This window comes from Paenibacillus sp. JJ-223, assembly GCF_927798175.1.
Lineage (GTDB): Bacteria > Bacillota > Bacilli > Paenibacillales > Paenibacillaceae > Paenibacillus > Paenibacillus hubeiensis.
This window is the reverse complement of record NZ_CAKMMP010000002.1, coordinates 160,527-182,737: the sequence shown is the minus strand read 5'-3', so window position 1 is coordinate 182,737 and position 22,211 is coordinate 160,527. Positions and strand designations below refer to the sequence as shown.

At 53.2% G+C, this 22,211-nt stretch carries 20 protein-coding genes and 1 riboswitch; of the genes, 17 read left to right on the top strand and 3 right to left on the bottom strand.

Going from position 1 to position 22,211, the window contains the following annotated elements; all coding sequences use genetic code 11:
* Positions 1-153: 153 nt before the first annotated feature.
* Both nrdG and L6H98_RS04380 read right to left on the bottom strand, forming a co-directional pair.
* Positions 154-663 carry an anaerobic ribonucleoside-triphosphate reductase activating protein gene (gene nrdG, locus L6H98_RS04385; protein ID WP_236413197.1) on the bottom strand — a complete coding sequence of 170 codons (510 nt, stop codon included), beginning with the start codon at positions 661-663 and terminating at the stop codon, positions 154-156.
* Positions 660-2,621, bottom strand: a complete 1,962-nt coding sequence (locus L6H98_RS04380) for an anaerobic ribonucleoside triphosphate reductase (protein ID WP_236413196.1) — start codon at positions 2,619-2,621, stop codon at positions 660-662. The genes nrdG and L6H98_RS04380 overlap by 4 nt, the downstream gene beginning before the upstream one ends.
* A gap of 313 nt (positions 2,622-2,934) precedes the next feature.
* Here L6H98_RS04380 and L6H98_RS04375 point away from each other — a divergent pair, with 313 nt between their 5' ends.
* Positions 2,935-3,873, top strand: a complete 939-nt coding sequence (locus tag L6H98_RS04375) for an aldo/keto reductase family protein (RefSeq protein WP_236413195.1) — start codon at positions 2,935-2,937, stop codon at positions 3,871-3,873.
* Positions 3,874-3,973: 100 nt separating this feature from the next.
* Here the strand turns inward: L6H98_RS04375 and L6H98_RS04370 are convergent, their stop codons facing one another.
* The gene (locus L6H98_RS04370) at positions 3,974-5,092 is read right to left on the bottom strand and encodes a diguanylate cyclase (protein ID WP_236413194.1); all 1,119 of its coding nucleotides are present in this window, start codon (positions 5,090-5,092) and stop codon (positions 3,974-3,976) included.
* 278 nt (positions 5,093-5,370) lie between these two features.
* On the opposite strand from L6H98_RS04370, the gene L6H98_RS04365 reads away from it, so the two are divergent.
* The 16 genes from L6H98_RS04365 (at position 5,371) to cobJ (ending at position 22,124) form a co-directional block, all read left to right on the top strand.
* Positions 5,371-5,766, top strand: coding sequence for a transcriptional repressor (locus L6H98_RS04365; protein WP_236413193.1), 396 nt, complete (start codon positions 5,371-5,373; stop codon positions 5,764-5,766).
* Positions 5,742-6,548 carry a winged helix-turn-helix domain-containing protein gene (locus L6H98_RS04360; protein ID WP_236413192.1) on the top strand — a complete coding sequence of 269 codons (807 nt, stop codon included), beginning with the start codon at positions 5,742-5,744 and terminating at the stop codon, positions 6,546-6,548. Before L6H98_RS04365 ends, L6H98_RS04360 begins: the two co-directional genes overlap by 25 nt.
* A gap of 237 nt (positions 6,549-6,785) precedes the next feature.
* Positions 6,786-8,249 (top strand): catalase, encoded by a 1,464-nt coding sequence (locus L6H98_RS04355; protein WP_236413191.1) that lies wholly within the window; start codon positions 6,786-6,788, stop codon positions 8,247-8,249.
* 232 nt (positions 8,250-8,481) lie between these two features.
* A complete protein-coding gene (locus tag L6H98_RS04350; RefSeq protein WP_236413190.1) occupies positions 8,482-8,898 on the top strand; it encodes a BlaI/MecI/CopY family transcriptional regulator in 417 nt (138 codons plus the stop codon).
* 1 nt (position 8,899) lies between these two features.
* Complete coding sequence (locus L6H98_RS04345; RefSeq protein ID WP_236413189.1) at positions 8,900-9,760, top strand: M56 family metallopeptidase; 861 nt, start codon at positions 8,900-8,902, stop codon at positions 9,758-9,760.
* A 46-nt stretch (positions 9,761-9,806) separates the two neighbouring features.
* On the top strand, positions 9,807-10,211 hold the full coding sequence (locus tag L6H98_RS04340; protein WP_236413187.1) for a DoxX family protein: 405 nt from the start codon (positions 9,807-9,809) through the stop codon (positions 10,209-10,211).
* A gap of 262 nt (positions 10,212-10,473) precedes the next feature.
* Positions 10,474-11,427 (top strand): ABC transporter permease, encoded by a 954-nt coding sequence (locus tag L6H98_RS04335; RefSeq protein WP_236413185.1) that lies wholly within the window; start codon positions 10,474-10,476, stop codon positions 11,425-11,427.
* Entirely contained in the window at positions 11,424-12,389 is a 966-nt protein-coding gene (locus L6H98_RS04330; protein WP_290371415.1) for an iron chelate uptake ABC transporter family permease subunit, read from the top strand. The genes L6H98_RS04335 and L6H98_RS04330 overlap by 4 nt, the downstream gene beginning before the upstream one ends.
* Positions 12,386-13,144, top strand: coding sequence for an ABC transporter ATP-binding protein (locus L6H98_RS04325; protein ID WP_236413183.1), 759 nt, complete (start codon positions 12,386-12,388; stop codon positions 13,142-13,144). Before L6H98_RS04330 ends, L6H98_RS04325 begins: the two co-directional genes overlap by 4 nt.
* A gap of 30 nt (positions 13,145-13,174) precedes the next feature.
* A complete protein-coding gene (locus L6H98_RS04320; protein ID WP_236413181.1) occupies positions 13,175-14,167 on the top strand; it encodes a siderophore ABC transporter substrate-binding protein in 993 nt (330 codons plus the stop codon).
* Between the two features lie 216 nt (positions 14,168-14,383).
* Entirely contained in the window at positions 14,384-15,970 is a 1,587-nt protein-coding gene (locus L6H98_RS04315; protein ID WP_236413179.1) for a spore germination protein, read from the top strand.
* 4 nt (positions 15,971-15,974) lie between these two features.
* Entirely contained in the window at positions 15,975-17,174 is a 1,200-nt protein-coding gene (locus L6H98_RS04310) for a Ger(x)C family spore germination protein (protein WP_236413178.1), read from the top strand.
* Entirely contained in the window at positions 17,167-17,388 is a 222-nt protein-coding gene (locus tag L6H98_RS04305) for a hypothetical protein (RefSeq protein ID WP_236413175.1), read from the top strand. Before L6H98_RS04310 ends, L6H98_RS04305 begins: the two co-directional genes overlap by 8 nt.
* Positions 17,389-17,436: 48 nt before the next feature.
* Positions 17,437-18,591, top strand: a complete 1,155-nt coding sequence (locus L6H98_RS04300; protein WP_236413174.1) for an endospore germination permease — start codon at positions 17,437-17,439, stop codon at positions 18,589-18,591.
* A gap of 148 nt (positions 18,592-18,739) precedes the next feature.
* A complete protein-coding gene (locus L6H98_RS04295) occupies positions 18,740-19,564 on the top strand; it encodes a uroporphyrinogen-III synthase (RefSeq protein WP_236413172.1) in 825 nt (274 codons plus the stop codon).
* 244 nt (positions 19,565-19,808) lie between these two features.
* Positions 19,809-20,034: riboswitch (cobalamin riboswitch) on the top strand.
* 275 nt (positions 20,035-20,309) lie between these two features.
* Entirely contained in the window at positions 20,310-22,124 is a 1,815-nt protein-coding gene (gene cobJ / locus L6H98_RS04290) for a precorrin-3B C(17)-methyltransferase (RefSeq protein WP_236413170.1), read from the top strand.
* The last annotated feature ends 87 nt before the right edge of the window (positions 22,125-22,211 follow it).

The following is a 22,211-nucleotide window of genomic DNA, read 5'->3' as shown; positions in this document are numbered from 1 at the left end:
TCCTGCAGTCAGGGGCTCTGCCTTTTTGCCGTCCTTACCGTTCCTCCGGCGTAACCAGTCTTTTGCCCAAAATGTTTCAGCTGTCGGGGTTGGTTTCGTTCAGGGCGGATCAATGGTGCTATGCCAATGCAATAATTAAACAAAAAAACACCGTTACAATGCATCCGTCTGCATTATAACGATGTGATTGCTGGCCAAGGTGGCTTTTACGTCAATGATCCGTTGATTTCGGCTGCCGCGGTAAGGCAGCGAAATGTCCCGTTCTGCGGCCAGATAAGGGCCGTCGATGATCGCATCGCACAGCCGGGCAAGCTCGGCTCTTGCCGGGTCGGCGATCAGTTCATCGTAGACGAATCCGGTATACGCCCACACGCTAAGGTCCGGCCTGACAGTACGAAGCTCACGTACCCATGCGCTGCATTCCGCTGCGGAGAAAAAAGGATCGCCGCCGCATAACGTAACTCCTTCCAGCAGCGGATGGTCCGCGATTTCCTGCAAAATCTGCCGCTGCCGCTCTGCCGTAAAAGGCTCTCCTGCCCGAAAGCTCCAAGAGTCCGGGCTGAAGCAGCCCGGGCAGGCATGGCGGCATCCGCTGATGAACAGTACGGCCCTTAGACCCGGTCCCTCATTGACCGATTCGGGGATATAGCCGAACAGGTTCATTTATGCTTCACCCGATCCCGGACCTCGGCCTGCTTCGCGGCATTGAAGCGCACTTTATAGTCCCCGGTCAGGTAACCGGTCACCCGGCGCAAGCGCTGGATATGTACCTGATCCTCATGGGCCTGGCAGCCTGGGCAAACTGCGCCGATGACCCCCTCATAACCGCATCCTGTGCAGCGGTCGATCGGGTGGTTGATGGAGAAGTAGCCGATATCCTGGGCAAGGGCAAATTGCACGATGCGTTGAAACGCGGTCGTGTTGGCACGTACATTGCCGTCCAACTCGATATAGGAGATCGCTCCGGCATTGCATAACGCATGGAACGGAGCCTCCAGTTCGATTTTGCGATAGGCCGGCAACGCGTGGTAGACCGGAACGTGGAACGAGTTGGTGTAGTATTCGCGATCGTTGATGCCTTCGATCAGGCCATAGTTGGCCCGGTCGATTTTGGTGAATTTGCCGGAAAGGCCCTCCGCAGGTGTTGCGAACAACGTAATATTCAGGTTATGGGCGTCGCTCATGCGATCACAGAACTCCCGCATCGTGCGGATGACGTTCAGCGCTTCCTGGTGGATGCTCGGGTCCTGTCCATGATGGCGGCCATACATCGCCGTCATGCATTCCGCAAGCCCGATGAAACCGACGGACAACGTACCGTGCTTCAGCAGGTCGGCCACCGGTTCATCCGGCGCAAGGCGTTCGCCGCCTTCCCATACGCCTTCCCGCATCATGAAGTCCGACGCTTTGGCGGGCTGGCCGGTCTGAATGCGGTAACGGTGCAGCAGCCCGCGAACCGCATTGCGCATAACGGAGTCGAGCGCCTCATAGAATCCGCTGCGGTCGGCGACGGCCCGAGTGCCCTGGCAAATGCCGAAGCGAATGCCCAATTTAACGAGATTGATCGTATTAAAGGACAGGTTGCCTTTGCCGCTCTGGCGGTTGCGCCCGAAACGATCGGCCAGCGTGCGCGTCCGGCAGCCCATGGTTGCAATGATCGTATCGGGGTCCTCCGGCCGGTAATACGGCAAGTTGAAGGAGGCATCGACATTGACGAAATTGGGATACATCCGCCGTGACGAGCAGGTGATCGCGAGCCGGAACAGATCGTAATTCGGCTCTCCTTCGGCCTGGTTGATGCCTTGCTTGCACTGGAAAATATGCTGCGGGAACACAGGCGTCTCGCCGTTCCCCAGCCCGCGGATGGTCGCTTCCAGCAGCGACCGGGAAACGAGGCGGCCCTCGGCGGACGTGCACAGCCCGTAGTTGAGCGACGTGAACGGAATCTGCCCGCCGGCCCGGCTGCTCATCGTGTTCAGATTGTGGATCAGCGACTCGGCGGCCTGTCCCGTCTCCTGCTCCGTTTCTTCGCAGGCGAACGCATAGGCTTTCGGGCAGGCGCGCTGTGCCTGCTCGCTATCCAGATGCAGCTGCTCGTCCCCGATCGCGGCCTGTTCCCCGAACAGCCGCTGTCCTTTGCGGTAATGCTTGCGGAAGGAGCGCTGTACGTAAGGCGCCAGGTCCCAGTCGATTTTGTTGGCCGAGACGCCGCCGTATTGGCTGTTTTGCTGGGACTGGAAAATGATCGCAACCAGCGCCATGGCCGACATGATCGTTTGCGGAGTACGCACCGAGCCGTTGCCCGTGTTGAAACCGGAAGCGAGCAGCCGGTCAAACGGAATGAATATGCAGTTCGTCGTTCCAAGCGCGTATTGGTCCAGATCGTGCACGTACAGATCGCCGTTCTCCACCGCTTCGGACAGCTCCCGGGGCAGTACGTGGCGCATGGCATGCCATTTCGCCGTTTCCGAACCGAGCCTGCTCATTTTTCCGCTGAAGGAATCGCCATTGAGGTTGGCATTTTCCCGAAGTGTATCCGCATCCTCCGCACCGATGATTCGCCGCCCGAGATCGGACAGCAGGTCCGGGGACGGCGGGGCAACGCGTTCAAGCGTACTCATATCAAAATTCCTCCCATAATCCATTGATCTATAAAGTTATGTCGTTGAATACTAGATATAGATGAACATTACCTATTTATAAACTATATATAGGCTTTTTGGGTGTGAGGATGATCACACTGTCTCGCCCTCGGGAGCCGTATTCCCCATCGCTGCACGGATAAAAAAATTTCGAATTTGAAGATGGATGCCGCCCATGAACATGACCCTATTGGGTTCATGGACAACTTTGGACTGTTTATTTGCGCAATGTGCGGTAAAATGGAAAGGGAACTTTATCCATAACCTATTGCATGAGGAGGATGTAGAATCAATGGAATATCGCAGACTGGGCAAAAGCGGACTTAAAGTAAGCGAGATCAGCCTTGGCAGCTGGCTGACATATGGCGGGTATGTGGAACGCGAGAACGCGGTTCGCTCCATTGAAACCGCATTCGATGAGGGCATTAACTTTTTCGATACAGCGAATGTGTATGAGCGCGGAGCGGCAGAGGAGCTGCTTGGACAGACGCTAAAGGCACGTCCACGCGATTCATACGTTCTGGCCACCAAGGTGTTCGGCAAAATGGGCGACGGCCCCAATGACCAGGGCTTGTCCCGGAAGCACATCATGGAGCAGTGCGAGGCCAGCCTGAAACGGTTAGGAACTGAATATGTAGATATATATTATTGCCACCGCTATCACGAGGAGACGCCGATCGAAGAAACGCTGCGTGCACTCGATGATCTCGTGCGTCATGGCAAAGTGCTGTACGTGGGCGTCAGCCAGTGGACGGCAGCGCAGATGGAGGCCGCGCTGGGCACGGCAGATCGTTTGCTGCTGGATCATATCGTTGTGAACCAACCCGTATACAACATGTTTGATCGTTACATTGAGAAAGAGATCATTCCGCTCGGCGAGCGCAAAGGCATCGGACAAGTAGTATATTCGCCGTTGGCTCAAGGCTTGCTGACGGGCAAATACACATCCGTATCCGACATTCCGGAGAACAGCCGGGCTGCGAAGCTGGGTTGGGACGAAGGCAAAATCAATGCCGACAAGATCGCCAAAGTGAATCGGCTCATCGAGCTTGCGAACAAACTGGAGATCAAAGTGGGGCAGCTGGCCTTGGCCTGGATTTTGCGCCAAAGTAACGTGTCCAGCGCGCTCGTGGGAGCAAGCCGTCCTGAACAGGTCAAAGAAAACGCGGCAGCTTCAGGCATCAAACTGGACGCGGAAATCATCGGCGAAATTGAACGCATTTTGGCCTGATTTGCGCATAAAGGCGTGATCGGCCTCTAAACGATCGAAAAAGGGATACCCCGAGCGCCAGTCTCGGGGTATCCCTTCATATTTGTTTCAGTCGGGCGGGTCAGCACTCGCCGGTTTGCAGTTCGATCGGCTTCGGAATGGAGCATACTCTGTTCCGGCCGGTATTTTTGGCCTCATACAATGCACGGTCCGCGTGTTCGAAGAGGTCGTTGTCATCGTATTCGTCGCAATGATCCGGAAAGACGGCAACGCCTATGGACACGGTGAGGCGAACGGTGCTGCCGTCAGGCAGGGCGAATACGTATTTTTCGACGGCATGCCTGATGCGCTCCGCAATGGCCATGGCCTGATGTGCATTGCAGTCTATCAACAATACGGCGAATTCCTCGCCGCCGTTTCGTGAAACGAGGTCGGTCGGCCTCGCCTGGTTCAGGAGCAATTGCCCGATTTGCTTCAATACGGCGTCCCCTGAACTATGGCCGTAGCTGTCGTTTATTTTTTTGAAACGGTCGATGTCGATGGCGAGAAGCGAGAGATATTGGTTATGCTGCCTGGCTTGCTGAAGCTGGAGTTCCAGCGATTTTTCGAACTGCCTGCGGTTGCCCAGGTTGGTCAGATGGTCCGTGGAGGCCCGCCGTTCCAATTGGAACAGCAGTTCATTCGATTTATTGATAAATTCCGCGATGACATAAATGAACAATCCCCCGATAAAGGAGATGGCCATCTGCAGCGGATACACTTTCATCAACGAATTCATGCTTGACGTGTTCATGATCAGGATAATAAAGATGAGCGACATGCCCAGCAGGTTCATGGTTATGATTTTGGTTAATCTGGCCCAGGAGGCATAATGGAAATATACGCCCGTCAGTCCGATGATCGTCAAGACAAAAGCCGAGTCGATGGCAGAAGAGGACACGCCAAACAAGACGATGCGCAGCAAGGCAATGACAAGCCCGGACACAACTGAAGCCATGCCGCCGACATATACGGCAGCGGTAACGACGGCAAGATGGCGCAGATCAACGATGGTTGTTTCGTTCAAAGGGAAAGAGTAGTTCATAAGCACCGTGCCATAGATTCCGAACAATAGGCCTCCGATGAGCTGGGTACGGATCGAAGGCTCGGAAATGCGAATACCATAAAATTTAGCAAGGATTCCCGATATGTACATAAAGGTGATCATGACACAGACATTTACGAAAAAAGTGCTTATCAACAAACTCTCCTCCTCTCAGCGCACATTCTTTTATTCTATATGAAAAAAGGGCTGGTGGCGAACCATATTATCCCGCGATATAGAGGCGGATGGTGGTGAAAAACGTTGAAAAAGGGCAGGGATTACCGAAAACGGAGGCTTTGTTGACTTTTTTGTATATAAAGATTTATACTTAATCTAAATTGAAATTGATTATGATGATTCAAAATAATATAATGGCCGCTTGAAGTTATGTGAACTTTGGGCGGTTTGAATGGATAGAGTAAAGGAGAATGGCTGTGAGAACGTTAAATTTGACGATACAACGACAGGCTGTTTACGATGTGGTTCGCCACTCGGAAGATCATCCGACTGCGGCGGACGTCATGAACCGATTGGTGGAGCAGGGATATAACCTTGCTTACGGCACGGTGTATAACTCGCTGCGGTATTTGACCGAGAAGGAACTGATTCGCGAGCTGAAGCTGGGAGAAGCGGCAAGCCGCTACGATGCCCGGATGGATGACCACCAACATATTATGTGCGAAATGTGCGGCAAAGTGGATGAAGTCATGACCGTGGTTCCACCCGAATGGTTGAAGCAGGTGGCCGACGAAACCGGGTATGCAATCGACCATGCTCACGTGGTCTTTGGAGGTGTCTGCGAAGAATGCAGGAACAAACGGGGCAAGTGAAAATAAAGCTGTCCGGTCGCCGTTTGCCGCTGCGGGTCAAGCCGGCTTTGTCCGAACAAGTGCCTATGGTAGAGGCATGCCCCGTTACGCGGCGCGTCATTCTGATTAGCCCGATGCCGGGCCAGGTGCATGAACTCGTCAAAGCACTGACCGACAGCTGCTTTGATGTGCTGGTATTTCACCGGTGGGAACCGGATCTGCATGAACGTCTTGTATTTGACCTGTTGATCTACGATCTGTCCGTGGCTGGAACCATCGATGCTTTTGCCGGCATCAGCAGCCGCTTGAACCGCGAGGCGGAACATGTTACGCCTTGTTTGTACCTGGTTGGGGAAAATATGATCGGCAACGCCAGCGGGCCAATGCTGCAGGAGGAATTGCTGGTCTGGCCGGCCCGTCCGCAGGAGGCGCTTTACCGCGTACAGCGCATGATCGGCAATAGTCCGGTATTGCCCAAACGCGCGTTTTTGCCGGAGGAGGATCATCGCATCGGCTTCAAGGATTTATGGCTGGATCGAGAGAAGATGAGCGTGCAGCGGGATAACACCCGCATTCATTTGACGAAAACGGAGTACGATTTGCTGGTGAAGCTCATCGATGCCAAAGGCGCGGTCATCTCTCGCGAGGAAATGCTCAGCGACATTTGGGAAACGGACTTTACCGGAGGAAGCAACGTGGTGGATGTGCATATCAAAAGCTTGCGCAAAAAGCTGGGGGATAACGCGGCTTCCCCGCAATATATTGTAACGGTAAGAGGAGTGGGCTACCGCCTGGCGGATTAGTCCGCTCTTTTTTTTGCCCATATCCATGCTCATGTTTCATTCATGAAGAACGCCCAAATCTCATCGTAAACTCATGCGAATCTCATGCAAGCCGATAGGGTACATGTTAGAATCGATTTAACAGTTAGATCTAGTCTAAATGTACATTCAAATGCGACCCATTTGCATATGAATTTGATATACACCCATGGCGTGGCATACCCCACATGATAATGACTGAATAAGGAGGAGCATGATATGACAGAACGTTTGACCACCAACCAAGGCGCACCGGTAGGAGACAACCAAAACTCGCGCACCGCAGGGAGAAGGGGCCCCACATTGTTGGAGGATTACCACCTGATCGAGAAAATTGCTCACTTTGACCGGGAGCGGATTCCGGAACGCGTCGTGCATGCCAGAGGTGCAGGAGCCCATGGCGTATTCAGGCTGGAAGAGAGCATGAAGGAATTCACGAAGGCGGATTTCCTGCAGGAGCCGGGTACCGAGACACCGGTGCTGGTTCGTTTCTCCACGGTCATCCATGGCACGGGTTCGCCGGAGACGGCGCGTGACCCGCGCGGTTTTGCCGTGAAGTTGTATACGAAGGAAGGGAACTACGACATCGTGGGCAATCACTTGCCGGTGTTCTTCATCCGGGATGCGATAAAGTTCCCCGATATGGTCCATTCGCTTAAGCCGGCCCCGGATACGAACATCCAGGACCCGTCCCGGTATTGGGACTTCATGACGCTATCGCCCGAATCCACGCATATGCTTACCTGGTTATTCTCCGATCTCGGCACGCCGGCCAACTACCGGCAAATGGACGGATTCAGCGTGCATGCCTTCAAATGGATCAACGCAGAGGGCAAGGTTCATTATGTCAAATACAAATGGGAGTCGTTGCAAGGCGTTCGCACGTTCTCCCGTGAAGAGGCCGCGCAAGTGCAGGGGCAGGATTTCAACCATGCGACCCGCGACCTGTACGATCACATCAAAAATGGCGACTTCCCTCAGTGGAGGCTCATGGTGCAGCTGTTGACGCCGGAGCAGATGGACAATTTCGCCTTTGACCCGTTGGACCCGACTAAAACATGGCCGGAGGATGTCATCCCGTTCCGTCCCGTAGGAACGATGACCTTGAATCGCAATCCGCAAAATTTCTTTGCCGAAGTGGAGCAGGCTGCATTTTCTCCAAGCGTGGTGGTTCCGGGAATCGAACCTTCCGAAGACAAATTGCTGCAGGGCCGCCTGTTTTCTTATCCGGATACGCAGCGGCACAGATTGGGACCGAATTATATGCAAATTCCGGTGAATTGCCCCTACGCTCCGGTTCGCAATTACCAGCGCGACGGTCTGATGAACGTGAACCAGAACCCGTCTCCGGTAAACTACGAGCCGAACAGCTATGAAGATACTCCGAAGGAAGATCCGGCGTATCGGGATAGCGAGGCGCCGCTGCAAGGGAACGTGACTCGGGAACGGATTGAAAAGACGGATGATTACACACAAGCTGGCGAGCTGTTCCGTTCGTATACGCCACAAGAGCAACAGAATCTCTTGAGCAATCTTGTAAATGACCTTAAGGGAGTTCCTGTGCAGATCCAGATGCGTGCACTGTGTCATTTCTTCCGGGCGGACGCGCAATTGGGTGGTCGACTTGCCCATGGGCTTGGCGTAGATATTTCCGCCCATATGCCGACAGGGCAACAAGATTAATCGAGCCTACCTATAATGATCACGATCCCTAAAGGGGATGGAATGAAGCAAATGCCGCTTTAAAAGGCGGCATTTGCTTTTTTTTATCTTACGAACTGAGCGCCGTATTTTTTGCGCCAGAGGAATGGAAGGAATTACTGCATTTTTCAAAATAATCACAACCAACTCGTGATATAAAGGTTGACTTCCTGCTATACGAAACTACAATGGGTAGTGTGAGGGGTGTCGGATCATGAAAATACTCAATTTCAAAGTGGGAGAACGTGGATTGAATCGTTTCTTTGGTCCACTGGAGGCCAAAATCATGGATGTGCTGTGGAGTCGCCCTGGCAGCAGTATCCGTGAGGTGCAAACGGCGCTTGAACAGGATCGGGACGTCAACTTCAACACGGTCATGACGGTGATGAACCGGCTTGTGGACAAGGGATTGCTCAGCAAATCGCAGAAAGGCAGAACTTCGCTGTACCATCCGGTGCAGAGCAAGGAACAGTTCATGAATGACCAATCGAAGGAGCTTTCGCATGAACTGGTCGACGAGTTCGGGGCCTTGGCCGTAAACCATATGCTGGATGCGTTGGAGGATGTGGATGCAAGCTTGATCGAACGGCTGGAACAGAAGATCAAAGAGTGGAAAAAGGAGAACAACTGACATGTGGGCGGCGCGTTCGAAGCTGCTGTTCGCCGTTGGGCTCGGCATTCCACTGCTTGTGTTCCTTCAGATGTCGATGTACCTGCTGTACAAAATGTTTGGATGGGACATGCCGTTTAACCTGCTCTGGCTGTGCAATCATTGGATGAGCCGAATGGGTTGGACATGGGTGGGCCATGTGCTTGTCGGATTGGCGATCATAACATTTGCGGGCACGGGGTGGCTTTTGGTTCATCGGTTGATGAAGACACGGGCAGCGATGAAAAGGTTATGGAGGATCGAGGATAAAGGATGGTCACGCAGCCTGCAAACCAAATACGAACATGTGGGGCAGACCGGATTTATCGTAGTGGCCGAAAAGGCTCCGCTCGCGTTCACTATCGGGCTGTGGAGGCCGCGCATCGTTTTGTCGACAGGCCTTCTGAACATGCTGGATAACGATGAAGAGGAGGCAGTCGTTTATCATGAGCTTCATCATCTCTGGCATCGCGACCCGCTCAAAACGACGCTGCTGACCGTATTTGCCAGCATGATGCCTTATCTTCCCGTTTTGAAGCATGTCGCGAAACATTACGGCATCGTCCGGGAAATATTGGCGGATAACGAAGCGATCAGGCGCACCGGGAACGTTGCCGGCATTGGGAGCGCGCTGCTCAAATTGATACGTGCCTGTCCCGAGTCATGGCGAGTCAGAGACATGTCGGTACAATCGTCGTTTGCCGATGTATCGGTGAACGTTCGAATTTCGAGGCTGCTCGATCCCGAACAGGAGGTTGCGCTAACGCTGCCGCGATTTGCGGTACTGGTGTCCGCGACCGCCATTCTTATGTTATCGGTCCTGTTTGTGTGGTCGATTGGCTGACCATTTCCGGTTCAGCCCACCCCGAATGGAAGGAGGAAGATGAAACTTGAATAGTAGAAGTGTGGAAATCGGATTGTTTTTTCTGAGGATCGCCATAGGAGCGGTCTTTGCATTGCATGGCTGGAGCAAGTTCGAAGGCGGTATCAGCAATACGGTAGGCTTCTTCGAAAGTCTTGGCGTTCCTGGATACCTTGCCTCCGTTGTGGCCATCATTGAACTCGCAGGCGGAGCAGCCGTGATTCTAGGCCTGGGCACCCGCGTATTTGCTGCGCTGTTCATTGCCGTAACGGCCGGAGCATTGATCATGGCCAAGGCGGATGCGCCGTTTCTGGGCGGAACGGAGCTGGAATATACGCTGCTGGCAAGTTCGCTTGCCTTGTTATTCACAGGCAGCCGATTTCTTGCGCTGGACCAGCTTTTCTCAAGGCAGTCCGGTTCAGGACACCGTTGATGTTTTAGTTTGAAGCGTATATGGAGTGAAACGTACAGGATATGGCAGAAAACAACCTGCTTCGGCAGGTTGTTTTCTTTTTTTTGCGCAATTTCCAACCTGTTCAGGACGATGAAGTGGGTTGACAATCAATTTAATAAAAATTAATATAATCACAATGTCGATAATGAATATCATTATCATAAGAATCAAACAGATGAAAATTGGCTGCAAGAAGGGGTACTTCCGTTTTACGGCTATAAGCGAGGGGTCTGTAAGAGAGATGAAGTTGAGGTACATGCTGGTCATACTGCTGGTTTTGTCTTTCGCGTACATATTTATCGGCAATTCAGATATTGCGCCTTGGGATTTATTTGACCTGAATGCTGTACAGCTGCAAGTGCTGCAGGTCAGTCGGATTCCGCGCCTGATCAGCATCCTTGTCGCCGGGGTCAGCATGAGCGTCATCGGACTGATTATGCAGCAGCTCACACGGAACCGGTTCGTCTCGCCTACGACGGCGGGAACGATGGATTCGGCACGGCTCGGCATTCTCGTCACGTTGATGTGGTTCCCGGGCGCTTCTCCTTTGCAAAAAATGTTGGTGGCCTTTGTTTTTGCCTTGGCGGGCACCTTCATTTTCATGCGTATTCTGGAGCGGGTCAAATTCAAGGATACCGTCTACATTGCGCTTCTGGGCCTGATGTTCGGGAATATCATGAGCTCGATCACGACGTTTTTTGCTTATAAAAATGATCTCATCCAGAATATCTCCTCTTGGCTGCAGGGAGATTTCTCGACCATCATGAAAGGCCGGTATGAGTTGATTTATATCAGCATCCCGCTGCTGGTGATCGTCTACCTGTTTGCCAACCGGTTTACGCTGGCGGGCATGGGAGAAGATTTCGCCACCAATCTGGGGCTTGCTTATCGGAGAGTTGTGAATATCGGACTCATTCTGGTTGCGATGGTGTCGGCTGTCGTGATCATCACGGTAGGAACGATTCCGTTTTTGGGGCTGGTCGTGCCGAACATCGTCACCCTGTACAAGGGGGACAATCTCCGCAGTACTTTGCCGCATACGGCGGTGCTTGGCGCCATTTTTGTGCTGGTCTGCGACATTCTGGGACAACTCGTCATTTATCCGTATCAGCTGTCCATCAGTCTGACGGTAGGCGTGGTCGGCAGCGTATTGTTCCTGTATTTGCTGCTTCGAAGAAAGGCGTATGCATCATGAACATGAAATTTACGGCTAACACGTGGAAGTTTATTTTGCTGGTCGCGGCAGCAGTCATTCTGGTTGCGGTGTTTATGACCATCCAGGCAGGCGGGAACTGGGATTACATCTTGCCTCGGAGAGGGAAAAAAATATTGGCGATCGCGCTCACCGGGGCGTGCATTGCCTACTCCACGGTCATCTTTCAGACGATCACGAACAATCGCATTCTTACACCGGGCATTATGGGTCTGGACTCGCTGTATATGCTGTTCCAAACCTTTGCGGTATTTGTGTTTGGCAGTGCACATATCAGCTTCATCAACCAAAATATCAACTTTGCCGTATCGGTTGCACTGATGGTGCTGTTCTCCCTGCTGCTGCATCAGTTCATGTTCCGCAGGGAGAGAGGGCGAAACATCTACCTGCTGCTGTTGGTAGGTTTGATTCTCGGCACGTTGTTTCAGAGCATGTCCACATTCATGGAAGTCTTGATCGATCCCAATGAGTTTTTGGTGCTGCAGGGCAAAATGTTTGCCAGCTTCAATAACGTCAATACCGATCTGCTGATCATTTCCATGGCGGCGATCGTGCTGATTCTACTTTATGCTAGACGATTCAACAAATACCTCGACGTCTTGTCGCTCGGCAAAGATCATGCAGTGAACTTGGGCGTGGACTATGCTCGGATCGTCAAACGTCTGCTGCTGGTTGTCATGGTGCTGGTATCCATCTCTACCGCGCTTGTCGGTCCGATCATGTTCCTAGGCCTGCTTGTGGCGAACGTGGCCCATCAAGTATTCAGAACCCATAGGCATATCGTGCTGCTGTGGGGCTCCGTGATGATCTCGATCGTAGCGTTGGTCGGCGGGCAGCTGATCGTTGAAAGAGTATTTACCTTTGCCACTACAGTGAGCGTCATTATCAATTTTATCGGCGGTGTCTATTTCATCTATTTGCTGCTAAAGGAGAATAAGTCGTGATAGAAGTCAGAAATGTCACAAAACAATACGGCGGAGTCCGGGTAGTGGATGATGTCTCCATAAACATCGCCAAAGGCAAGATCACTTCGTTCATCGGCCCGAATGGTGCGGGGAAAAGCACGCTGTTATCCATGATTACGAGATTGATTGAGAAGGATTCCGGCCAGGTGCTTATTGAGGGGCGCGAGCTCGGGACCTGGAAAAGCAAGGAGCTTTCCAAAAAAATATCGGTGCTGAAGCAATCCAACCATATCAATATCCGGCTGACCGTAGAAGATCTGGTTGCTTTTGGACGCTTTCCGTACTCGCAAGGGAGGCTTACGCCAGAAGATAGGCTGCATATTCAGGAAGCGATCAATTATATGGATTTGGGGCCGTTTCAGAAAAAGTATCTGGATGAACTGAGCGGCGGCCAGCGGCAGCGTGCTTACATTGCGATGGTCATCGCTCAGAACACGGAATACGTGCTGCTGGATGAACCGCTCAACAATCTGGACATGAAGCACTCCGTACAAATTATGAAGGTGCTTCGCAGGATGGTCGATGAACTGGGCAAAACGGTCGTCATTGTCATTCACGACATCAACTTTGCTTCCTGTTATTCGGATCATATCGTCGCGCTTAAGGATGGGCGAGTTGTGCAGGAGGGCAGGACCGAAGACATCATTGACACGGAAGTGTTGAGAGAGGTTTACGATATGCACATTCCCGTGCAATGGATTGACGGACGTAAAATTTGCGTTTATTTTTCATAATTCACAATGAAAGGCGAGAGGTGTTCACGAATGAAAAATGTATGGTTATTCACGTTGTTGCTTGCGCTGTCTGTTGTGATGGCGGCATGTGGTGGAGCGAAATCAGCCGAGAATGCGGGACAGGGGAATGCGTCCGGGACGGAAACCCAGGCTTCGACACCTGCTGAAACGGATGGAGAGATCGTGGTCAAACATATGCTGGGCGAGACGACCGTGAAAAAAAATCCGCAAAAGGTCGTTGTCTTCGATTACGGAGTTCTGGATTCGCTGGACCAATTGGGCGTTGAAGTTGCGGGCGTTCCCCAGGAGGGCGTTCCCCCGTATCTGTCCAAATATAACGATGAGAGCAAATACGCCAACGTGGGCGGGCTGAAAGAGGCCGACTTTGAGGCGGTCAATGCCTTGAAACCGGACCTGATCATCATTTCGGGGCGTTTGCAGGATTCGTATGAGGAATTGAGCGACATTGCCCCTACCATCTACATGGCCGTGGACAATGCCGATTACATGAACAGCCTGAAAGGGAACGTAACGACGCTTGGTCAAATTTTCGGCAAGGAAAAAGAGGCTGAAGAAGCCATCTCCTCCATCGAAGCCTCGATTAAAGCGCTGAACGATAAAGTGAAGGCTTCAGGCAAAAACGCGCTGGTCGTACTGACGAACGAAGGTAAATTGAGCGCATATGGCGCCGGTTCCCGGTTCGGCGTAATTCATGACGTCTTCGGCTTCAAACCTGCCGATGAAAATATTGAGGTGTCCACGCACGGACAGAGCGTTTCCTTTGAATACGTGATGGAGAAAAATCCGGATTATTTGTTTGTCGTGGATCGCAGCGCGGTCGTTTCCGGCCAGGGAGAAGCCGTTCCGGCCAAGCAGGTCATCGAGAACGATCTGGTGAAAAACACAAATGCCTTCAAGGAAGGTCATATCGTATACCTTGATCCAAACTACTGGTATCTGTCCGGCGGCGGGCTCGAATCTTTGCAAGAGATGATCAAGGAAGTGGATGCCAACGTGCAATGAGTCCATTGTCTTAGACCCACCCATTAAGGTTTCCTTTACACCGTTTTTACATAGAGGTCATCCGAGTACACAAACTCGGGTGGCCTTTTATTTGTTCTTCTGTAGTTCACATCCTATGGACCGCATTGTTATTTCACCATTTTGAAAATTGACACATAATTCCGTTTATGCTGGCACAAGCTACCGTGTATAGATTCGAGAACGGAGGGACGGTACATGGCTGGAAACAAAACGGAGGGAGGACCTTCTTTCCCCAATTCTCAAAATAAAAAACACATTCCATTGGGATTGCCCGCCCCGCCTTTTGTCCGGCAGCCCATCGGTGCGACCCATGAGAGCCATCTGGAGGCGCTTAAAGAGATCTTTTCGGATGCCTCGGACGTGGTCTTCCGAAACGTCATGATTTCGCCCGACGTGCAAGGATTGCTGGTATACATCGAGGGCATCGTCAATTCCTCGGACATTCAGGAACATATGCTGCGTCCGCTCATTCGAGGCTTGGTGGAAGATCGGACCAATGAGCCGGAAGCGCCTCTGGACGACACGCGAATCGCATTGACCCAGATCAAAAAGGTAGATTCCTGGGCGGAAGCCACTGACGGGCTTCTGGAGTCATCGGTGTTGCTGCTTGTGGACGGCAGCAAGGAAGGCTGGTTGTTCAATGTAAAGGGGGGCGTTCGCCGCGGCGTTGAAGAACCGCAGACGGAGTCCGTCATCAGGGGACCGAGGGAAGGGTTCACAGAGACGCTTCGCGTGAACACGGCCTTGCTTCGTTTCAAATTAAAAACATCCTCGCTGAAAATGCTGAGCATGACGATGGGCACCGAAACGAAAACCAATGTGGTGCTGACCTATTTGGAAGGCATTGCCGATCCCAAGCTGATCAAGGATGTGAAGGAAAGGTTAAACAAAATCAAAATCGATGGCATCCTCGAAAGCGGATATATCGAAGAACTGATCGAGGATCATCCCTTTTCTCCGTTCCCGCAAATGCACTATACCGAGCGTCCGGACACGGTTGCCGGCAATCTGTTGGAGGGGAGATTTGCCATCTTTGTGGACGGAACGCCGTTTGCGCTCATCGCGCCGGTCACGATGTGGCAGATGCTTCAGGCCAGCGAGGATTATTACGAACGCTTCTTCATTTCGAATCTCATCCGCTGGATCCGATTCCTTTTCGTGGCCATTGCGCTTTTCCTTCCGGCGCTGTATATCGCGATCACGACGTTTCACCAGGACATGCTGCCGACCACGCTCATTCTGAGCATCGCCGCTGCCCGGGAAGCCATTCCTTTTCCCGCACTGGTGGAGGCGCTAATTATGGAACTATCCTTCGAAGCATTGCGCGAAGCGGGGGTCAGGCTGCCCAAAACGGTGGGACAGGCCGTCAGCATCCTGGGCGCGCTCGTGATCGGGCAGGCTGCCGTTCAGGCCGGCATTGTGTCTGCACCCATGGTCATTATCGTATCGATGACAGGTATCGCGTCATTTACGATTCCCCGGTTCAACTTTGCGATCACGGTGCGTTTGCTGCGGTTTCCGATCATGCTGCTGGCAGGTATGCTGGGTCTATATGGCATCGTTATCGGGCTTGTGCTGATTTCCGTGCATCTGACGCAGATGACTTCCTTTGGCGTTCCGTATTTGTCCGGATTGAGCCCATACCATAAATCGGATACGAAGGATATCGTGATGCGTGTGCCGTGGTGGAAAATGGTTCGTCGCCCTTCCAAGGTTGATGTCGATCAGAGGCGAATGAATCCAAATATCAACGGGTCACCGGAGTCGGAGGAAGGATGGTGAGATCATGCTGAATTTGCATAAGCGGCGTGCCATGGCAATGTTGCTCCTGCTCACCGTTGTCCTCTCGGGATGCTGGGATCGCGAGGAAATCAACGACATCGCTTTTGTCATCGGCATAGCCATTGACAGGGAGGATAACAACTATCGGTCAAGCCTGCAGATTGCGCTTCCGGGCCAGGCCGGTTCCACGGGAAGCGAAGGGGGAGGAGGCGGCACCAGCGGTGACAAGTCCTGGTTCATGCTGTCCAATACGGCCAAAACGCTGCGCGGAACGTCGCTTGAAGGCCAGAAGTCACTTTCCAGACGGCTGTACTATGCGCATCGCCGTACATTGCTGATCGGCGAGGAGCTTGCCAAGGAAGGGGTTGCCCCCATGCTTGATTTGCTGACCCGTTATCCATTAAACCGTTTCTCGGCCTTGCCGATCGTAACGAGGGGGCCGGCTTATAAAGTGCTGGATGCCGATGCCCCTATCGAAAAGTTCCCTTCCGAAATGGTACGGGAGCTGTGTCTGCTGAACATGCGGCACCCGCGTTCGCTCAAAACGTTTATCGACTCCATTTTGGCCGAGGGGATCGATCCGTTTCTGCCAGTCGCTTCCGTGACTGAGAATGTCCCTGAAAATTGGAAGAATGTAAAAACAAACATCAAGCTGGACGGAATTGCCATATTTATTAAGGATAAACTGGTAGGCATGATAGACAAAGCTCCGGCAGACGCGCTTATTTTGGCCATGGGCGAGGCCAACGAACCCGAGATCATGGTTAAGGCGCCACGCGGGAAGGGGGATATTTTCATCAAGTTAAACGAGAATAATTCTTCCTTGCGGCCCCATGTGGTCAACGGAAAGGTCAGCGTTAAGATTCAAATGTATGCAAAGGGCGTCATCGTGGACAACGAGTCCAATTACGGTGATCTTAGGGAAAACGAGATCATGAGTTTAAATAAAGCGATCCATCAAAAAGTGAAAGCGGATATTGAAGAAGGCGTGCAGCTGCTTCAAAAAAAATATCGGGCCGATATTTTGGGGGTGGGCCGTGCGATCTATCGTAAATATCCGAAAGAATGGGACAAGCTCAAAGACCGATGGAGAGATATCTACCCGGACATTACGGTTGAGGTCGAGCCGCACATTATCATTGAAAATGTCGGTATCGTCAACAAGCCGATTGGCGTAGTCGAGGAGGATATCATCCATGATTAAGCCGCTGTTGTTTACCTATTTGGCCATGGTCGTCGCCGTTCTTTTTATGGATTTCAAACATCTGCGGCAAGCGGCGGCGGTAAACCGCTGGCTTTCCTATGGTTTGATCGCTGTTACGACAGGCATATGGTTATACGTCATCCAGCTCAAAAAAACGTTTTTTGTATCTGTATGGATCGCCCACCTTATTCAGCACTGGCTTCCTTTGCCTTAAAAAGCGGATACGACACGGGCATCCATATGGAAGACGGGAGGGAGTACCATGAACCAGGAAGTGAAACCGAGGCAGCTGTTTCTGCTTGTCATGTTGATGAGTATGACCGGCACGTTAATTCAGCCTCATGCACAAGCCATCTATTATGCCAAACAACATGCCTACTTGTCCTATATCCCCGCATTTGTCGTGATGGGGATATCCTTCTGGCTGATCAGCCGGATGATGCGCCGCTTTCCCGATAAGGACTTGTTTCAATCCCTGGTGGAACGGCATCCTTTTTGGGGAAGGGTTACGGGTATGCTGTACATCCTGTTTTTTCTTTTTGTCTTCGCAAGGGATTTGCGTTTGATCGGCGATTATGTCAGCATAACGTTGTTGGAAACGACCCCGATCTCGATTATTGCACTAACGATCCTCGTGATGGCCGTTTTTATCGTGAGGGGCGGTTTGGGATCACTGATCGGAATGTCAGAGCTGTATGTCACGCTGTTTCTGGTCAATTCGGTCATCGTGCCGTTTATGGTTGCCCCGCAAGTAGACCTGAACAATCTGCTGCCGTATTTGGATGTTGATGCGGCAGGCGTGGGGAGAGGCACTTGGTACATCTTTTCCTTTTTTGGCGAGATGGTTGCGCTCCCCTTTGTCATGAAAGGCAGTGACTTTAAATTCAAGCCTGCTTTTCGGGGAATGTTATGGGCCGTTTTGCTGATGATGTTGATCCTTATTGAAACGATTGCGTCCATCGGCGTGGAAATTGCCTCACGGTTGGTGTATCCTTCTTACGAATTGGCACGGCAATTGCAGATCAGCGAGTTTCTGGACCGGTTTGACTTGCCATTGGCCGCGGCGACCCTGCCTGCCATGGTTACCAAAATCGCGTTTGATCTGTATTTTGTATGTTGGGGGCTCAAACGGATGATTCCGAAGGTATCCGGCAAAGTGCTGACCGGACCGATTGCGCTGCTCGGGTTTGTTTGCGCGTTTTGGTTTTTCCGGAACGCCGTCCAGCTTTACCGGTTTACGCGGGAATGGACATGGATCGCCATAGTGTTTGAGGTCTTGATTCCGATCCTGTTGTTTCTGTTTCTTCGACCCAAAAAGAAACGGGCAGGCAAGCATGAGCAGCATGCGGAGAAATCCGGGCAGGAGGATGAAAGAAAGCGAAGCGGCCCGCAGGGCGGAAAACTTCAACCTTCTTAAGAAGGTGCATGGTTTATGGATTTTATAAAAAATCGTTATAGGAAAACCCCGAAAATAAAGGGTATTCAAGGTTCCCCTGCATGGGCTCTGCCTGTATACTGAAGTCAGACTGATGAACTTTCGGCAGAATCCAACTGGGGGGAACGATATGGCGCAACATTTGGCAGGCATACGCGTGGCTCTGACGGGACCGCGCAAGTCGAGGGAGATGTCCCTGCTGGTTGAAAAAATGGGCGGAATTCCGCTGGTACGGCCTGCACAGGGAACGGTGTTTCTGGATGACCGGAGCATTCGGGACGGACTGGTCTCCTGGATTTCCAATCCGCCGGACTGGGCGGTGCTGACGACGGGCATGGGGCTCGATGCCATTTTTGATATGGCAGAGGATATGGAACTTGCCGGAGCGCTGCTTGATGTACTTGCGGCTTCGTCGATTGCGGCGAGAGGATACAAAACGGTGAATGCACTGCGCAAGCGCAGGCTTTCACCCATCGTTCGGGACGATGATGGCAGCACGGAGGGCTTGATCCGCGAGTTTGCTGCACATGATCTTGCCGGGAAAAAAGTGATGCTGCAGCTCCATGGCGAAACGGCACCGAAACTGGTGAGTTGGCTGGAGCAGCAAGGAGCCCAGGTGCGGCAGGTGCTGCCTTATCGGCATGTGCCGCCGGAAGAAGCGGAGCTGGCGCAGCTGTTGAACGAAATCATCGCGAACGAGGTTGACGCCGTTGCTTTTACAAGCGGCCCGCAGGTGCGTTTTTTGACGGAATACGCAGCTTCGCAAGGCAAGCTGGAACAGATGCAGGAGGCGTTCAGGCAGGGCGTGGTGGCCGCTTCGGTGGGCAAAGTAACGGCAAATGCCATGCGCGAGGAAGGCATCGAGGTTCGCGTTGTCCCCGAGGAAGAAAAGATGGGGGCGCTCATCGTGGAGCTGGGCCGTTATTACGCCGCTTTGAAGGTAGATCAGGCTTAAAGGATGCACGGTATAAAAAGGCGAAAAGGCTGAGAGCAGTCCTTCGCTATGCTGATGTGCGGGTTTTGGTCAACCGAAGAGGAACGGAAAAGCTAATAAGAAGAGGCCTTGATCCATACATGGATCAGGGCCTTTTTAGTTTCGCAGGCAAAGGATTGCGTCCGGGCGGGAAAATTAAATGAATGCAGGCCTTCATGGGCATGGACATCATTTCCTGACGGATGGTATGATGAAGACAATATCATCACATGAAAACAGACAAGGTGCTCTTGCTTTCAGGCAAGAGGTAACAGGGAATCGGGTGCAAATCCCGAGCGGTCCCGCCACTGTAATGGGGAGGCTCCTTTCAATAGTATCGGTTGCGCAGACGTTGGAGCTGCTGCTGATAAGTCACTCGGATCACCGGGGAAGACGGAAAAGGAAGCTGATGAACCAGAGCCAGGAGACCTACCTTGAATGTGTCACCGGACCCTTCGCGGAAAGGAGCGGTGTACGAACGATCAGGAAAAGGGCGGACCATAGGTCCGTCCGGCAGACCCTTCCGGGCCATGCATCAGCAGGATCATTCTTCCACGGAATGATGCTGTGTTCTTGAGCATACGTACATTCGTATCCCGTCCGCATTGCGGACGGGATTTATTGGCGTTCTCAGAGTTTTGAATATGCGATAAGGCGCGAAGAAGGCCGGCTTAGCCGTCCTTCTTCACTGTTTAAGTCGGACAGGTTATCGGAGGAGGAGAAACAGATGCAAGGACTAGGCAAGCTGCTTGTTATCGGATTCGGTCCAGGGGCCATGGAGCATATTACCCACCGGGCGCTTGAGGCACTGAGAGAGAGCGAGGTCATTATCGGCTACAACACGTACGTCGACCTGATTCGGCCGCTGCTGACCGGACAGGAAATCGTACGTACGGGCATGACCGAGGAAGTCAGCCGTGCGCAGGAAGCGGTAAGACAGGCGGAAGCGGGAAAAATCGTGGCCGTGATTTCCAGCGGCGACGCGGGCGTATACGGTATGGCCGGCCTCGTATACGAAGTGTTGATGGAGCGCGGATGGAAGCCGGACAGCGGCGTGGAAGTGGAGGTGGTTCCGGGCGTTTCGGCGATCCAGTCCTGCGCTTCCTTGCTGGGAGCGCCTGTCATGCACGATGCTTGCACGATCAGTTTGAGCGACCATCTGACCCCGTGGGACACCATTAAGCGCCGGGTTGAGGCCGCGGCTTCCGCTGATTTCGTCATTGCATTGTACAATCCGCGGAGCGGCAGGCGGACCCGCCAGATCGTAGAAACGCAGGAGATTCTGCTGCGTTACCGTGATCCCAAGACCCCTGTCGGGCTGGTCAAAAGCGCGTACCGCGACCGCCAGCATGTGGTCATCACCACGCTGGAGGACATGCTGAACCATGACATCGGCATGCTGACGACCGTGATCATCGGCAATTCGTCCACCATGATGTACGAAGGCCTCATGGTGACCCCACGCGGCTATCAGCGGAAATACACGCTGAACGCGACGGAACAGCCGCTCCGGCCGCATGAGCGGCTGCGCACGGAAGCCGAGCCATGGTCGCTCGGCGCGATGGAGGCCCGTGCAGCCGCAAGCGGTACGGCAGCGGGCCAAAGCGCGGCCGGCGCTGCGCCTTCGGGAACGGCGACGAGTCCGGAGGGCAGCGATGCCGGCGGCGCCACTGCCGTGCTCGTCGCCGAGCGGCCTGCGCCGGCGGTTGCCGCGCCGCACGCAGCCGCCGCAGCCGCGCCCATCGGCGCAGCCGAGCTGGCCGCGGAGGCGCTCGGTCGGCTCGCGGCAGGCGGGGCCCTCGCGGGCGAAGCAGCCAGCCGCTGGCTGGACGCCGGGCCTGGAGCCGCTGCGCCGCAGGCCCTGGAGCGCACGGCGCCCGCGCCAGGCAGCAAGCCGCCGCTCTTCGAGGTGGGCGTATCGCCCGGCGTCGGCAACAAAAAGTTCAGCGCCGCACAGATGGCGCTGCTTGCGCAATGCGCGGGTGACGACGGCGAGCTGGAGTATACGCCGGAGCACCAGATCATATTGCGCGTGCCAACCTTCGAGCCGGACCGGCTCGTTGCCGAGCTGCGCGCCGCGAAGTTCATCGTGGTGCCGATCGGGGACGTCATCAAGGTGAAAGCCTGCGACTTCTGCAACATGGAGAAGGATGATGCCGTACCGATGGCAGAACACCTGCAGGCCGTCATCGGCGGCGTGAGTGCGCCGAAGGAAACGAGCGTGGCCCTGAACGGCTGCGGCATGGCATGTTACGGCGCGGTGTTGGAGGATATCGGCATCGTGTACCGCAAAGGCGGTTACGACCTGTTCCTCGGCGGCAAAAAGTTCGGGCGCAACGCCCATCCCGCGCAACCGGTCGCGGAAGGCATTCCGGGCGACGAAATTGGCGGCATCGTGGAACGGATCGTTGCGGAGTACAAAGAAAAAGGACATCCGAATGAGCGTTTTCATAAATTTTTCAAACGGGTTGGCGTGATTCAGGGCTTCCGCCATGTGGATGCACCGGTCACGGTTGAAGTAAACCCGGTTTGTGGGGATTAGATGATCGGGAGCCCGGATTTACCTTTGAACCAATAAGCAATGCATGGACATATCAATCAGGAAGCCCGGTCCTGAGGGGCCGGGAAT

Excerpts from the sequence above, each read along its gene's own strand:
- L6H98_RS04305 (WP_236413175.1), top strand. The coding sequence starts at position 17,167 with ATGATTAAGCCGCTGTTGTTTACCTATTTGGCCATGGTCGTCGCCGTT.
- L6H98_RS04345 (WP_236413189.1), top strand. The coding sequence starts at position 8,900 with ATGTGGGCGGCGCGTTCGAAGCTGCTGTTCGCCGTTGGGCTCGGCATT.
- L6H98_RS04315 (WP_236413179.1), top strand. The coding sequence starts at position 14,384 with ATGGCTGGAAACAAAACGGAGGGAGGACCTTCTTTCCCCAATTCTCAA.
- L6H98_RS04355 (WP_236413191.1), top strand. The coding sequence starts at position 6,786 with ATGACAGAACGTTTGACCACCAACCAAGGCGCACCGGTAGGAGACAAC.
- nrdG (WP_236413197.1), bottom strand. The coding sequence starts at position 663 with ATGAACCTGTTCGGCTATATCCCCGAATCGGTCAATGAGGGACCGGGT.
- L6H98_RS04380 (WP_236413196.1), bottom strand. The coding sequence starts at position 2,621 with ATGAGTACGCTTGAACGCGTTGCCCCGCCGTCCCCGGACCTGCTGTCC.
- L6H98_RS04375 (WP_236413195.1), top strand. The coding sequence starts at position 2,935 with ATGGAATATCGCAGACTGGGCAAAAGCGGACTTAAAGTAAGCGAGATC.
- cobJ (WP_236413170.1), top strand. The coding sequence starts at position 20,310 with ATGCAAGGACTAGGCAAGCTGCTTGTTATCGGATTCGGTCCAGGGGCC.
- L6H98_RS04300 (WP_236413174.1), top strand. The coding sequence starts at position 17,437 with ATGAACCAGGAAGTGAAACCGAGGCAGCTGTTTCTGCTTGTCATGTTG.
- L6H98_RS04330 (WP_290371415.1), top strand. The coding sequence starts at position 11,424 with ATGAACATGAAATTTACGGCTAACACGTGGAAGTTTATTTTGCTGGTC.
- L6H98_RS04335 (WP_236413185.1), top strand. The coding sequence starts at position 10,474 with ATGAAGTTGAGGTACATGCTGGTCATACTGCTGGTTTTGTCTTTCGCG.
- L6H98_RS04320 (WP_236413181.1), top strand. The coding sequence starts at position 13,175 with ATGAAAAATGTATGGTTATTCACGTTGTTGCTTGCGCTGTCTGTTGTG.
- L6H98_RS04310 (WP_236413178.1), top strand. The coding sequence starts at position 15,975 with ATGCTGAATTTGCATAAGCGGCGTGCCATGGCAATGTTGCTCCTGCTC.
- L6H98_RS04350 (WP_236413190.1), top strand. The coding sequence starts at position 8,482 with ATGAAAATACTCAATTTCAAAGTGGGAGAACGTGGATTGAATCGTTTC.
- L6H98_RS04295 (WP_236413172.1), top strand. The coding sequence starts at position 18,740 with ATGGCGCAACATTTGGCAGGCATACGCGTGGCTCTGACGGGACCGCGC.
- L6H98_RS04360 (WP_236413192.1), top strand. The coding sequence starts at position 5,742 with ATGCAGGAACAAACGGGGCAAGTGAAAATAAAGCTGTCCGGTCGCCGT.